7 protein-coding genes and 1 pseudogene are annotated in these 14240 nt (G+C 64.4%); 2 read left to right on the top strand and 6 right to left on the bottom strand.

What is annotated here, in order from left to right; all coding sequences use genetic code 11:
- Positions 1 to 9 precede the first annotated feature (9 nt).
- Both M1B34_RS13460 and M1B34_RS13455 read left to right on the top strand, forming a co-directional pair.
- Positions 10 to 807, top strand: coding sequence for a PoNe immunity protein domain-containing protein (locus tag M1B34_RS13460; protein ID WP_268265384.1), 798 nt, complete (start codon positions 10 to 12; stop codon positions 805 to 807).
- Between the two features lie 40 nt (positions 808 to 847).
- Entirely contained in the window at positions 848 to 1408 is a 561-nt protein-coding gene (locus tag M1B34_RS13455) for a hypothetical protein (protein ID WP_185039227.1), read from the top strand.
- A gap of 528 nt (positions 1409 to 1936) precedes the next feature.
- On the opposite strand, the pseudogene M1B34_RS13450 reads toward M1B34_RS13455, so the two are convergent.
- The 6 genes and pseudogenes from M1B34_RS13450 to M1B34_RS13425 all read right to left on the bottom strand — a co-directional run bounded on the left by M1B34_RS13450 (position 1937) and on the right by M1B34_RS13425 (position 14183).
- A pseudogene (locus M1B34_RS13450) lies at positions 1937 to 2682 on the bottom strand (SDR family oxidoreductase).
- Positions 2683 to 2761: 79 nt separating this feature from the next.
- A complete protein-coding gene (locus M1B34_RS13445) occupies positions 2762 to 4837 on the bottom strand; it encodes a putative bifunctional diguanylate cyclase/phosphodiesterase (protein WP_268265383.1) in 2076 nt (691 codons plus the stop codon).
- Positions 4838 to 5025: 188 nt separating this feature from the next.
- A complete protein-coding gene (locus M1B34_RS13440) occupies positions 5026 to 6519 on the bottom strand; it encodes an efflux transporter outer membrane subunit (RefSeq protein ID WP_279653295.1) in 1494 nt (497 codons plus the stop codon).
- Positions 6516 to 9623, bottom strand: a complete 3108-nt coding sequence (locus tag M1B34_RS13435) for an efflux RND transporter permease subunit (protein WP_268264011.1) — start codon at positions 9621 to 9623, stop codon at positions 6516 to 6518. Before M1B34_RS13435 ends, M1B34_RS13440 begins: the two co-directional genes overlap by 4 nt.
- A 148-nt stretch (positions 9624 to 9771) precedes the next feature.
- Positions 9772 to 12870 (bottom strand): MdtB/MuxB family multidrug efflux RND transporter permease subunit, encoded by a 3099-nt coding sequence (locus M1B34_RS13430; protein WP_123332569.1) that lies wholly within the window; start codon positions 12868 to 12870, stop codon positions 9772 to 9774.
- Positions 12867 to 14183, bottom strand: a complete 1317-nt coding sequence (locus M1B34_RS13425; protein WP_268265382.1) for an MdtA/MuxA family multidrug efflux RND transporter periplasmic adaptor subunit — start codon at positions 14181 to 14183, stop codon at positions 12867 to 12869. Before M1B34_RS13425 ends, M1B34_RS13430 begins: the two co-directional genes overlap by 4 nt.
- Between the last annotated feature and the right edge of the window lie 57 nt (positions 14184 to 14240).

Raw genomic sequence — 14240 nt, 5'->3', positions numbered from 1 at the left:
TGCACCGACATGAACCGCAGACAAGTGTTTCTCAGCCACAGCCAATACCACCGCCACCTCGAAAGCCTGGCCGGCGAAGAGGCCCACTGGCAAACCCACTCCATGATGGCCGACTGCCCTTTGCAGGAAGCGTCCCTCAAGGCTTGGCAGGTCCAGCAGGCACGCCTGCACCACCTGATCCTGAGCTACACCGGCGGTGCGCCCATGGAGGAACTGGCCCAGGCCCTGGACGGGGTGATCGAGAGCTACGAGGACTACCAGCGCACGTTGGCGCGCTATGAGGACATGCCCGACATCGCGCCGATCAACCTCGAGGATTACCCCCACGACTACGAGGAATACGTGCAGGTCATCAGCCTGTGCATCCTGCTGCAACGCAGCGACCTGCTACCGCGCCTGGCGCGGTTGCAGGACCGCGCCGGCTACCACGGCGAAGACACCCTGGTCGAAGACCTGCTCAAGGCCTACCTGCCGGATCGCCTGGACATTGATGAGTGGTACCACGACGTCTACACGCCGCTGGTCAAGGCCATCTACAGCGAAGACCCGAACGACGCCCGGGAGCTGCTGGTGGAGTATTGCAACCAGTGGTACCTGGCCTTCGAACACGCCTCATGGCACGACAGCCACCTGGATGACGACGACGGTTGCTACTTCGGCTACTGGGCCTTCGAGGCCGCGGCGGTCGCCTACCTGTACGGCCTGGACGACAGCGCCGTGCGCCACATGATCTTCCCCCGGGAAATGCTCGAATACGCCCGGCGCTTCACCCCGCCGCTGATCCCTGCGTCCATCGACCAGCACTGACATCCCCTTTCTGCTGTCACTTAACAGGCTGTAAACACCCATGAAATCCCTGATCAAACCCCTTCTGGTCGCCGTATTGGCTGCCGCCTTGAGCATGCTGCTGGTGCGTTTGCTGCCACCTGTGTTGTCCGTCGTCATGCAGTGGCTGCCGCCGAGTTGGAGCGGCAGTTGGCTGTTCTGGGCCAATGGCGTCATCGCCGGTGTACTCGTCGGTCTGTTGGCGGCACGCCTGTTGACGGAGCGAAAATATTACGTGCTGCCATTGCTGGCCCTGGTGTTCAGCCTGATGGTGCTGGGCGGCTGGGCACAGAACCGCTGTAACGCTGACCAACTGACGGCTATCGACACACTCTCACGCCAGATGGACAGCCACTCGAACATCGGCAATCCGTACGCGGTAGTGCCGCCACCGGTCAAGGTGGACCTGAGCAATGCGCCGGGCGTCACCCAGGATGAGCAAGGCTACGGTTACAACTACACCTGCATAAGCCCGGATCGGGCTGCGGACTATGTGCTGAGTCTGGCATCGGACATTGCCGTTTGTTTGCTGGGGGTGTTGCTGGGCCTGCTGGTGACCCCGCGCCGCCGCACAGCAAGATAGGACTGTAGGAGCAACAGCGCCGCAAGCTGCAAGCCTCAAGGGCCCAATCGCCGGCAAGCCGGCTCCTACAAAGTGGCGCGGTGAGCCTGGGCGGGTTGTAGGAGCTGGCTTGCCAGCGATCGCGGTCGCAAGGTCGGCGCCGGGCTCGAGGGCCTCATCGCCGGCAAGCCGGCTCCTACAAAGGGTCGCGGTGAGCCTGGCGGGTTGTAGGAGCTGGCTTGCCAGCGATCGCGGTCGCAAGGTCGGCGCCGAGCTCAAGGCCTCATCGCCGGCAAGCCGGCTCCTACAAAGGGGCGCGGTGAGCCTGGCGGGTTGTAGGAGCTGGCTTGCCAGCGATCGCGGTCGCAAGGTCGGCGCCGGGCTCGAGGGCCCAATCGCCGGCGAGCCGGCTCCTACAAGGGGACGCGGTGATCCTGGGCGGGTTGTAGGAGCTGGCTTGCCAGCGATCGCGGTCGCAAGGTCGGCGCCGGGCTCGAGGGCCCAATCGCCGGCGAGCCGGCGCCTACGAGGGGTGGCGAGTGCGGTGGATTAGCGGCCACCGCCAAGGTCGATAAAGCTGCCGGTGGAATAGGAGGCTTTGTCGGAGAGCAGCCAGATGATCGCTTCGGCCACTTCATCGGGGCGGCCGCCGCGGCCCATGGGGATGGCGCCTTCCAGCTTGCTGACGCGGTCGGCGTCGCCGCTCAGGGCGTGGAAGTCGGTGTAGATGTAACCCGGGCGCACGCCGTTGACGCGGATGCCTTCACCGGCCAGTTCCTTGGACAGGCCGATGGTGAAAGTGTCCAGGGCCCCCTTGGAAGCGGCGTAGTCGACGTACTCCCCCGGCGAACCCAGGCGTGCCGCCACCGAAGACACGTTGACGATGCTGCCGCCCTGCCCACCGTGGCGCGGCGACATGCGCAGCACCGCATGCTTGGCACAGAGGATCGGGCCGAGCACGTTGGTCTTGAGGATTTTCTGGATCCGGAATTCGGACATTTCATCGAGCCGCGACTTATGCCCCACGTCCCGGCATTGTTGACCAGGGCCGTGACCCGCCCCAGTTCGGCATCGACCTCGTTGAACAGGCCGATCACCTCATCCTCGATGCTCACGTCGGCGCGCACGGCAATGCCCTGGGCGCCCAGCTCGCGCACCTGGCCGAGGACCTTGAGCGCCGACGCTTCGTCAGCCTGATAGTTGATACAAACACGGTAGCCCTGCTGCGCCGCCAGCAACGCCGTCGCCGCGCCGATACCCCGCCCGCCACCGGTGATAACGATGACTTTGTCCATACTGCCCACTCCCTTGCTGATCATGTGAACGCCAGCCATTAAACACGCTGCGGCCAGGGATGAATACTGTGGGCGTAGCTTAGCCGAGCGCTTTGAGCTGATGGATATCCTGCATGAAACGCTCGGCCGGCAATGGATGGCCGAGGAAATAGCCCTGCAGCGAATCACAGCCCAACTGGGTGAGGAAACTCTGCTGCATGCCGGTCTCCACCCCCTCGGCAACGATGCGCAAGCCCAGGGCCTGACCCAGGGCGACGATGGCCGAGACGATCGCCGCGTCATCGCTGTCGTGTTCCAGGTCACGGACAAAACCACGGTCGATCTTCAACTCGTTGGCCGGCAAGCGCTTGAGGTACATCAGGCTCGAATACCCGGTGCCGAAGTCGTCGATGGACAGGTCCACGCCCATGTCCGCCAGTTGCTGCAGCACCGTCATGCTTGCATCGGCATCGCTCATGGCGGTGGTTTCGGTGATTTCCAGGGTCAGGTTGTTGGCCGGCAGCTTGTAGCGCTCCAGGGCCGTTGCCACGCTGTCGACCAGGCCGGCATGGCAGAACTGCAGGGCCGAGAGGTTCACCGCGATGCGCCAGTCGGTGTAGCCCAGGACGTACCATTCGCGCATTTGCCGGCAGGCCTCATTGAGCACCCACTCGCCGATAGGGATGATCAGCCCGGTCTTCTCCGCCAGCTCAATGAACTTGTCCGGCAACAGCAGGCCGTGTTGCGGGTGCTGCCAGCGCAGCAACGCCTCGGCGCCCACCGGCTGGCCGTTGCCGGCGGCGAACTTGGGTTGGTAGTACAGCTGGAACTCGTTGTGTTCCACGGCATTGCGCAAATCCTGCAACAGCTGCAACTGGCGCCGGGCATTATTGTTCATCGTTGCATCGAAAAACCGATAGCCGTTCTTCCCTGCGCCCTTGGCGTGGTACATCGCCGCGTCAGCGTTCATCAGCAACTCATGGGCGCTGTGGCCGTTGCCCGGGTACAGGGCGATGCCAATGCTGGCGCTGATCTGCAGCTCATGCTCGGCCACGCGGAACGAACGTGACACCAGGGCCACCTGGCGCGAGGCCAGGCGCTGGGCGTCGTCCGGCTCGACCAGTTGCACCAACAACACGAACTCATCGCCGCCGATCCGCGCCAGGGTGTCTTCGCTGCGCAGGTCTTCACGCAGGCGCAGGGCCACTTCCCGCAGCAACAGGTCGCCCATGTGATGGCCAAAGGCGTCGTTGACCGGTTTGAAGCCGTCCAGGTCGATAAACATCAAGGCAAAACAACTGCTCTGCCCGGCCACTCGGTGCATGGCCTGGTCGATGCGCTCGGCCAGCAGCACCCGATTCGGCAAGCCGGTCAGGGTGTCGTGCAGGGCCAGTTGGGTCAGTTCTTTGTTGGCCTCGGTGAGGGACTGGGCCAGCACCGCGGTGCGCGCTTCCAGGCGCGCATCGAGCACCGAGGTCAGCAAGGCGATGATCAGCACCGCCAGGGTGGTGATCAGCACCAGGTTATCCAGGCCCTTGCCGTTCAGGCCATTACCCAGGGCGCCGCAGAAACTGTCATCGGCAAAGCGCGCAGCGGCCATGCCGGTGTAATGCATGCCGACGATGGCGAAGCCCATGATGACCGCTGCACCGCCACGGACCAGGCGCACATAGGGGGTGTTCTGACGCAGGCGGAAGGCGATCCACAGCGCCGCGGCCGAGGCGCTGACGGCAATCAGCAGGGAGGCACTGAACAGCGTGGGGTCATAGTCGATGCCCGGCTGCATGCGCATGGCCGCCATGCCGGTGTAGTGCATGCCGCTGATGCCGGTGCCCATGATCAGCGCCCCAAAGGCCAGTTGCCACAGGGGCAGTTGGGCCTGGCTCACCAGCCACAGGGCAAAACCGCAGGAAAGAATCGAGATCAGCAACGACAGGCCGGTGAGCGTCACGTCGTAGGCCAGTTCGATGGGCAGGTCGAAGGCCAGCATGCCGATAAAGTGCATGGACCATACGCCGACGCCCATGGCCAGGGCGCCGCCGGCGGTCCACAGAGGCACGGCGCGGCCTTTGGCGGTGGCGATGCGACCGGTGAGATCAAGAGCGGTGTATGACGCGAGGATCGCTACAAACAGCGAAATCAGCACCAGCGAGGGGGAGTAACTGCCGAGGAGCATGGGAAATCTCTAGCGTAAGGCCAGCATCCCAGCGTGGCGTAAAAATGGGACGATTGTACTGATTGCCACAAAGAACGCACTCAGAAAATTAGCAAAAAGCCATCATTCAATAAAAAGGGCTGGATCCGCCCCCCACTCCCTTCCTGCAACCCCCGGGAACAGGGCACGAACCGCCCGTCGCTAATACTTCAAGGCTGCTCGGGGGGCTGCAACTGACCATCCCAGCCACCGCCCAGGGCGGCGATCAACTGCACGCTGGCCAGCAGCCGGCTTTGCAGCAGGCTCAAGACGCTGCGCTCGTTGCTCAGGGCCGTGGCCTGCACGTTGACCACGTCCAGGTAGGCGATCAGCCCGGCCTTGTACTGGTTTTCGGTCAGGCGCAGGGATTCCCGAGCCGCTTCCAGCGCCTCCTGGCGCACCCCGGCTTCGTCCTCCAGGACCTTGAGCTGGACCATGTAGTTCTCCACCTCACGGAAACCGTCGAGCACGGTCTGCCGGTACTTGGCCACGGTCTGGTCGTAGGCCGCCTCGCTGCGATCGACTTCCGCCGAGCGCTGGCCGCCGTCAAACAGGGTCATGGCGAGCTTGGGCCCCACCGACCAGAAGCGGTTCGGCAGGCTGATCCAGTCGGCGTAGGTGCTGCTGCTGTAGCCACCGGCCAGGCTCAGGCTCAAGTCCGGGTAATAGGCGGCCTTGGCCACGCCGATGTTGGCGTTGGCAGCGATCACCGAGCGCTCCGCCGAGGCGATGTCCGGGCGCCGCTCCAGCAGTTGCGACGGCAGGCTCAGGGGCACAGGCGGCAGGGCCGGGATGCTCTGCACCTCGGCCAGGCTGAACTCCGCCGGCGGCAGGCCGATCAGCACGGCGATGGCATTCTCCAGTTGGGCGCGCTGCCAGATCAGGTCGATCAAGTCGGCCTGGGTGCTTTTCAGTTGGGTTTGCGCCTGGGCCACCGCGTCCTTGCCGGAGACCCCGGCCTGGTACTGGTTCTGGGTCATGGTCAGGGAACGCTGGTAGGCCGCTACTGTGGCGTCCAGCAAGCGCTTTTGCTCATCGATGACCCGCAGTTGCAGGTAGTTCTGCACCAACTCCGACTGCTGGCTCAGACGCATGGCCGCCAGGTCGGCAAAGCTCGCCTCGGCACTGGCTTCATCAGCCTCCAGGCCCCGGCGCAGCTTGCCCCAGATGTCCGCTTCCCAACTCACGCCCAACTGGGCGTTGTAGGTGTCGCGAATGCCACTGCTGGAGCTGCTCAGCCCCGAACTGCTGCTGCCGGTGCCTTGGCTGGCCCGGGTTTTCCCGGCGCTCAGGTCCACCGAGGGCAGGAACGCGCCCCGGGCACTGCGCACCAGCGCCCGCGCCTGGCGGTACTGGGCTTCGGACTGGGCCACGGTCTGGTTGGCACTGTTGAGTTTGTCGATCAGGCCGTTGAGCTGCTGGTCGCCATACAGCTCCCACCAGGCGCCACGGGCCAGGGAATCGCTGGGGTTGGCCTGGCGCCAGCCCTGGGCTTCCTTGTACTGGGCCGGTTCAGCCACGCCGGGCCGCTGGTAATCCGGGCCGATGGCGCAAGCGCTGAGCAACAGCAGGCTCAGACTCAGGCTCAACAACCGCGAACCACGGCTCATGGCCAGGGTCAGCACGGACGGCGCGGGAAGGTTGCGGGAGGAACGGTCAGTCATAGCGGCGTTTCCAGAGCAGCATCGGTACGGACCCCACGCCAGTGGTTGAAACTGTGGCGCAGGCGATCGAGATAGAGGTAAACCACCGGGGTGGTGTAGAGGGTCAGGATCTGGCTGAACACCAGGCCGCCGATAATGGTCAGGCCCAGGGGCTGGCGCATTTCCGCGCCTTCGGCGCTGCTCAGCAACAGGGGCAAGGCCCCGAGAATCGCCGCCAGGGTGGTCATGAGGATTGGCCTCAGGCGCTGCAGGCAGGCGCTGCGGATCGAGTCCAGCGGGCTCAGCCCCTGGTGCCGTTCCAGTTGCAGGGCCAGGTCGATCATCAAGATGGCGTTTTTCTTCACCACGCCGATCAGCAGGAACAGCCCGAGCAGGGAAATCAGGCTGAACTCGCCGCCCAGGGCGTAGATCGAGAGCAAGGCGCCGACGCCGGCCGACGGCAAGGTGGAAAGAATGGTCAGCGGGTGGATGTAGCTTTCGTACAGCACCCCCAGCACCAGGTACACCGCCAACAGCGCACCCAGGATCATGAACGGCTGGCTTTTCTGGGTGGCGGCGAAGGCGTCGGCGGTGCCGGCCATTTTGACGATCACGTCTTCGGGCATGCCCAGCTTGGCAATCGCCCGCTCGATGGCGGCCGTGCCCTGCTCCACCGTCACCCCTTCGGCCATGTCGAAGGAAATGCTCTCCGAGGCGAACTGCCCCTCGTGGCTGACCCGGTCGTCTTCCAGGCTATTTTCATAGTGGGCAAAGGTCGACAGCGGAATCCGCGCCCCGGCCGAGGTAATCACTTGCACCTGTTTCAGGGTGATCGGGTCCCGGGCGTATTTGGGGTTGACCTCCATCACCACCTGATACTGGTTCAGGCTGTCGTAGATGGTGGAGATCTGCCGCTGGCTGTAGGCGTTGTTCAGCACCGCAGTGACCATGTTCATGTCCACCCCCAGGCGTTTGGCCTGGTCGCGGTCCACCACCAGGGTCACTTGCTGGGCGCCGCTGCCCTCCCGCGCATCGATGGCGGTCAGCTCGGGCAAGGCTTTCAGGGCCGCGACCACTTTCGGGTACCACTCGCGCAACGAGCCCAGGTCACCGCTTTGCAGGATGTAGGAATACTGCGAGGTGGTCTGCTCGCGGCCGCCGCCGAACTGCAGGTCCTGGTCGGCCATCAGCATCAACTGGGCCCCGGGGACCTTGGGCATGTTCTTGCGCAGGCGCTCGATAACCTTCTGCGCCGACAGGTTGCGTTCCTTGATCGGCTTCAGGCGCACCAGCATAAAGGCGTTGTTGGTGCCGTTGCTGCCGCCGATAAAGCCGGCCACGCTTTCCACCGCCGGGTCCTTGAGCACGGCGCGGCGGAAGGTTTCCATCTTCGGCTGCATGACGCTGAACGACAGGCCGTCATCGCCGCGGATAAAGCCCGTGAGCTGGCCGGTGTCCTGCTGCGGCAGGAAGGTCTTGGGCACCACCACGTACAGCGCCACATTGACGCCCACCGTCAGCAGCAGGCTGAGCAGGGTCAGGCGCCGATGGCGCAGCACCCAGTCCAGGCTGCTGGCGTACTTGGCCACCATCCAGTCATTGGCCTGGCGACTGCGCCGTTGCAGAGCGTTTTCCACCCCGGGCGTCTGCGGCTTGAGCCAGCGCGCGCAGAGCATCGGGGTCAGGGTCAGGGACACCACCAGCGAGACGACGATGGCCGCCGCCAGGGTGATGGAAAACTCTCGGAACAGACTCTCGATCAACCCGCCCATAAACAGGATCGAAAGGAACACCGCCACCAGCGACACGTTCATCGAGAGCAAGGTGAAGCCCACTTCCTTGGCCCCCAGGTACGCCGCCTTCATCGGCGCCACGCCTTCGTCGATGTGCCGGGAAATGTTCTCCAGCACCACGATGGCGTCGTCCACCACCAGGCCGGTGGCGAGGATCAGCGCCATCAGCGACAGGTTGTTCAGGGAAAAGCCATACAGGTACATCACCGCAAAGGTGCCCACCAGGGACACCGGCACCGCCAGGGTGGGAATCAGCGAGGCGCGGAAGTTGCCGAGGAACAGGTACACCACCAGGATCACCAGGCCCACGGCGATCAGCAGGGTCATCTCGGCTTCATGCAGAGTGGCCTTGATCACCGGCGAACGGTCCATGGCCAGGTTGAGCTTGACGCTGGCCGGCAACACCGCCTGCAGCGCCGGCAACTGGGCCTTGATCTCGTTCACCGTCTCAATGATGTTGGCCCCGGCCTGACGGTTGATCACCAGCAGCACTGCCGCGTCGTCGTTGAAGAAGCCGCTGTTGTAGCGGTCTTCCACACCGTCGCTGACCTTGGCCACGTCCTTCAGGCGCAGGGTCGCGCCGTCCTGGTAACGGATAATCAGCGGCTCGTAGTCCTTGGCCTTTTCCAACTGGTCATTGGCCTGTATCTGCCACAGGCGCTGGTCGTCTTCCACCGAGCCCTTGGGCCGACGCTGGTTGGCGGCGGCGATGGTGTTGCGCACGTCATCCAGGGCCACGCCGTACTGGTTGAGCAACTGCGGCTCCAGCTCGATGCGCACCGCCGGCAGGGAACTGCCGCCAATCTGCACCTCGCCCACGCCCTGCACCTGGGACAGGCTCTGGGACAGGATGGTCGAGGCCAAATCGTAGAGCTGGCCCTTCTCCAGCACGTCCGAGGTCAGGGACAAAACCATGATCGGTGCCTGGGACGGGTTGACCTTCTTATAGGTCGGCATGCTGCGCATGCCACTGGGCAGCAGGTTGCGCGAGGCGTTGATCGCCGCCTGCACCTCCCGCGCCGCGCCATTGATGTCGCGGTCCATGTCGAACTGCAAAATCACCCGGGTCGACCCCTGGCTGGAACGGCTGCTCATGGTATTGACCCCGGCAATCGCCCCGAACGAGCGCTCCAGGGGCGTGGCCACGGTGGACGCCATCACCTCGGGGCTGGCCCCGGGCAAACTGGCCTGGACCACAATCACCGGGAAATCCATCTGCGGCAGCGGCGCCACCGGCAACAGGCCGAAGCTGACCCCGCCCAGCAACATGATTGCCAGGGAAAGCAGCATGGTCGCCACGGGGCGTTTGATGAACGGGCCGGAGAGGTTCATGGGCGACGGCTCCGAGCTTCAAGCGGCAAGTGGCAGGAGAAGCTACGAGCGGCAAGCTGCAAGCTGCAAGAGAAAAGCGGGATCGGCGTGCGCTCTGGCTGCTGCTTTAACTTGCAGCTTGTAGCTTGCCGCTCACCACTGCCCCCCCTCATACCCCCTCCTCCTGGACGACTTCGCGTTTGCCGAAGCGGCGGCCCAACCGATCAAACGCCAGATAGATGACGGGCGTTGTAAACAAAGTCAGCACCTGGCTCACGAGCAGCCCACCGACCATGACCAGGCCCAGGGGCTGGCGCAGCTCGGCGCCGGAGCCGGTGGCGAGCATCAGGGGCACGGCGCCGAACAGGGCTGCCAGGGTGGTCATGAGGATTGGCCGGAAGCGCAGCAGCGCCGCCTGGTAGATGGCTTTCTCCGGTTCCATGCCCTGGTTGCGTTCGGCGTCAAGGGCGAAGTCGATCATCATGATCGCGTTTTTCTTGACGATGCCGATCAGCAGGATGATGCCGATGATGGCGATCATGCCCAGGTCGTTGCCGCTGAGAATCAGCGCCAGCAAGGCCCCCACCGCCGCAGAGGGCAAGGTGGAGAGGATGGTGATCGGGTGGATGTAGCTCTCGTAGAGCACGCCGAGCACGATGTACATGGTCACCACCGCCGCCAGGATCAGCAGCAAGGTGCTCGACAGCGACGCCTGGAAGGCCTGTGCCGCGCCCTGGAACTGGGTCTGCACGCCCAGCGGCATGCCGATCTCCTGCTGCACCTGTTCGATCACCTCGACCGCGTGCCCCAGGGCCACGCCCGGGGCCAGGTTGAAGGACATCATCACCGCCGGAAACTGGCCGATATGGGCAATCGCCAATTGCGCCTGGCGTTCTTCCACATGGGCCAGGCTCGACAGCCGCACTTGGCCGCCGTCGGTGGTCTTGACGTGGATCTGCTCCAGCGCCTGGGGCCCGATGCGCTCGCCGGCCTGGGCCTGGAGCACTACCCGGTACTGGCTGGCCTGGGTGTAGATGGTGGAAATCTGCCGCTGGCCAAAGGCGTCATACAGGGCATCGGTGATGTTCGCCACCGACACGCCGACCCGCGAAGCGGCATCGCGGTCGATCACCAGGAACACTTGCAGGCCCTTGTCCTGCAGGTCGCTGGCCACGTCGGTGAGTTCCGGGCGCTGGGCCAGGGCCTCAACCAGGCGCCCGCTCCACAGGCTCAGCAGGTCGGCATCCGGCGAGGACATGCTGAATTGGTACTGGGTGCGGCTGACCCGGTCTTCGATGGTCAGGTCCTGCACGGGCTGCATATACAGACGAATGCCGATCAGTTTGTCGACCTCGGGCTGGATCCGCGCAATGACCTCGGCAGCGCTCAAATCGCGATCGCGATGGGGCTTGAGGTTGATCAGCAGGCGGCCGCTGTTGAGGGTGGCGTTGTCGCCGTCCACGCCGATGTAGGACGACAGGCTTTGCACCGCCGGGTCTTCCAGGATGATCTTGGCCAGGGCTTGCTGGCGCTCGCTCATGGCGGCGAAGGACACCGACTGCGGCGCCTCGGAAATACCCTGGATGACCCCGGTATCCTGCACCGGGAAGAAGCCCTTGGGCACCGCCAGGTAAAGCACGACCGTCAGGCCCAGGGTGCCGACGGCCACCAGCAGGGTCAGGAACTGATGCTTGAGCACCCATTGCAACTGGCGCCCGTAACCGGCGATCAGCCAGTCGATCCAGGCCCCGCTGGCACGATAGAAACGCCCCTGCTCGTGCTCCTTGGGCTCGGGCTTGAGCAGCCGTGCGCACATCATCGGTGTCAGGGTCAGGGACACCACCAGGGAAATCAGGATCGCCACCGCCAGGGTGATGGCGAACTCGCGGAACAGCCGGCCGACCACGTCGCCCATAAACAGCAGCGGGATCAGCACCGCGATCAGCGACAGGGTCAGGGAGATCAGGGTAAAGCCGATCTGTTTGGCGCCCTTGAGCGCCGCCTGCATGGGGCTGTCGCCCTCCTCGATGTAGCGCGAGATGTTTTCCAGCATGACGATAGCGTCGTCCACCACAAAACCGGTGGCGATGGTCAGGGCCATCAGGGTCAGGTTGTTCACCGAGAACCCGGCCAGGTACATCACGCCGAACGTGCCGATCAACGACAGCGGCACGGCAATCGACGGGATCAGGGTGGCACTGGCGCGACGTAGGAAGAGGAAGGTCACCATCACCACCAGGGCAATGGCGATCAGCAATTCGTGTTGCACATCCGTTACCGAGGCACGAATGGTCTGGGTCCGGTCGGTGAGCACCGTGACGTCCAGGCCGGCCGGCAGGTTGTCGGTGATGCTCGGCAGCAGCGCCTTGATCCGGTCCACCACCTCGATCACGTTGGCCCCGGGCTGGCGCTGGATGTTCAGCAGCACCGCCTGGTTCTCGTTGGCCCAGGCCGCCAGGCGCTCGTTCTCGGCGCCATCGACGATCTGTGCCACGTCCTTCAAGCGCAGCGGTGCGCCGTTGTTGTAGGCCAGGATCAGCTCGGCGTATTCCTTGGGCGAGGTCAGCTGGTCATTGGCATCGAGCATCGAGACCCGAGTCGGGCCGTCGAAGTTGCCCTTGGGCTGGTTAACGTTGGAAGCGCTGATCAGGGTGCGCACGTCCGCCAGGTTGAGACCGTTGGCCGCCAGGGCCTCGGGGTTGACCTTGATCCGCACCGCCTGGCGCTGGCCACCGGCAATGCTGACCATGCCGACGCCACTGATCTGGGCGATTTTCTGCGCCATGCGCGTGTCCACCAAGTCATTGAGCTTGGGCAACAGCATGGTCTTGGAGGTGATCGCCAGGGTCAGCACCGGGGTGTCCGCCGGGTTGACCTTGTTGTACACCGGGGGCGCCGGCAGGTCGTTGGGCAGCAGGTTGCTGGCCGCATTGATCGCCGCCTGCACCTGCTGCTCGGCCACGTCCATATTGATGTCGAGGCTGAAACGCAAGGTCAGCACCGAGGCGCCGCCGGAGCTGGTGGAAGCCATCTGGGTCAGGCCGGGCATCTGCCCGAACTGGCGTTCCAGGGGCGCGGTGACCGCGCTGGTCATCACGTCCGGGCTGGCCCCGGGGTACAGGGTCATGACGCGGATGGTCGGGTAATCCACCTGGGGCAAGGCCGACACCGGCAGCAAGCGATAGGCGATCAGGCCGGCCAGGACAATGGCCAGCATGCTCAGGGTGGTGGCGACCGGGCGGAGGATGAACAGCCGCGACAGATTCATGGGCCGACCTTGCGGGCCTTGCCGTCAGCGGCCGGCGCCGCCGTGGTGCTGGCCGGTTTGCCTTGCAGGTGTTCGGTCGGGGTGGTCGGCACTTCACTGCTGTCGTTGACCACTTCCACGTCGCTGCCTTCCTTGAGGCGGTCGGTGCCTTCGAGCACCACGCGGTCGCCCACGGCCAGGCCGTCTTCGATCACGGTCAGGTCGCCGTCGCTGGCGCCCACCTTGAGCGCACGGATCTGCGCCTTGTTGGCGCTGTCCACGGCGTACACAAAGGTGCCATTGGTGCCGAACTGGATCGCTGCCGACGGCGCCAGGACCACCCCTTTCAGGGTGTCGGCCAGCAGCCGCACATTGACGAACTGGTTGGGGAACAGGCTCTGGTCACGGTTCTCGTAGCGCGCCTTGAACTTCAGGGTGCCGGTGGTGATGTCGATCTGGTTGTCCAGGCTCTGCAGCACGCCCGTGGCCTGCAACTGGGTATCGCCACGGTCCCAGGCTTGCACCGGCAATTTGGCACCGCTGCGGTAGCGTTCCAGCACCCGGTTCAGGCTGTTTTCCGGCAGGGTGAAGGCCACGCTGATGGGCTGGGTCTGGGTGATGATCACCAGGGCCGTGGTGTCGTTGGCCGACACCAGGTTGCCCACGTCCAGTTGCCGCAGGCCCAGGCGCCCGGCGATCGGTGCGCGAATCTGGGTGAATTCCAGGTTGAGCTTGGCGTCATTGACCGCCGCCTGGTTGGTCTTGACCGTGCCCTGGTACTGGCCCACCAGCGCGACGGCGGTGTCCAGGGTCTGTTTGGCGATGCTGTCCTGGGCGTACAGGCCGCGATAGCGCTCAAGGTCGACCTGGGCGTTTTTCAGTTGGGCCTGGTTTTGCAGCAGGGTGCCTTCGGCCTGGAGCAAGGCGTTCTGGTAAGGGCGCGGGTCGATCTGCGCCAGCAAGTCACCGGCCTTGACCATCTGCCCTTCTTCGAAATTGACCTTGACCAGCTCGCCGCCCACCCGGCTGCGCACATTGATGGTGTTCAAGGCCGTCACGGTGCCCAGGGCCTTGTAATACAGCGGGAAGTCGCCTTGGGTGACGGCGGCCACCCGCACCGGGATCGGCCCCGAAGACCCGCCAAACCCGGGGCGCATCATGCCGCTGCGACCGGTGTGCCCGGCGCTGGCCTTCTGCTCTGCGGCCTGGTTGTGACTGCTCGATGCCGGCCAGAATTTCCAGCACAGGCCAGCGATGACCAACAGGACAAGCAGGCCGAACAGCCAGCGACGAGGGTTGCGGGAGGCAGAAGATTGCATGGGATGATCAACCATTGGGCGCGTGGGGGTCTTCTTTTAGGAAGGCTGAAAGATAAGCAACGGCGACGCATT

Source organism: Pseudomonas morbosilactucae (assembly GCF_023241715.1).
Classification (GTDB): domain Bacteria; phylum Pseudomonadota; class Gammaproteobacteria; order Pseudomonadales; family Pseudomonadaceae; genus Aquipseudomonas; species Aquipseudomonas morbosilactucae.
This window is presented reverse-complemented; position numbering and strand designations above follow the sequence as displayed.

Excerpts from the sequence above, each read along its gene's own strand:
- M1B34_RS13430 (WP_123332569.1), bottom strand. The coding sequence starts at position 12,870 with ATGAATCTGTCGCGGCTGTTCATCCTCCGCCCGGTCGCCACCACCCTG.
- M1B34_RS13445 (WP_268265383.1), bottom strand. The coding sequence starts at position 4,837 with ATGCTCCTCGGCAGTTACTCCCCCTCGCTGGTGCTGATTTCGCTGTTT.
- M1B34_RS13425 (WP_268265382.1), bottom strand. The coding sequence starts at position 14,183 with ATGGTTGATCATCCCATGCAATCTTCTGCCTCCCGCAACCCTCGTCGC.
- M1B34_RS13440 (WP_279653295.1), bottom strand. The coding sequence starts at position 6,519 with ATGACTGACCGTTCCTCCCGCAACCTTCCCGCGCCGTCCGTGCTGACC.
- M1B34_RS13460 (WP_268265384.1), top strand. The coding sequence starts at position 10 with ATGAACCGCAGACAAGTGTTTCTCAGCCACAGCCAATACCACCGCCAC.
- M1B34_RS13435 (WP_268264011.1), bottom strand. The coding sequence starts at position 9,623 with ATGAACCTCTCCGGCCCGTTCATCAAACGCCCCGTGGCGACCATGCTG.
- M1B34_RS13455 (WP_185039227.1), top strand. The coding sequence starts at position 848 with ATGAAATCCCTGATCAAACCCCTTCTGGTCGCCGTATTGGCTGCCGCC.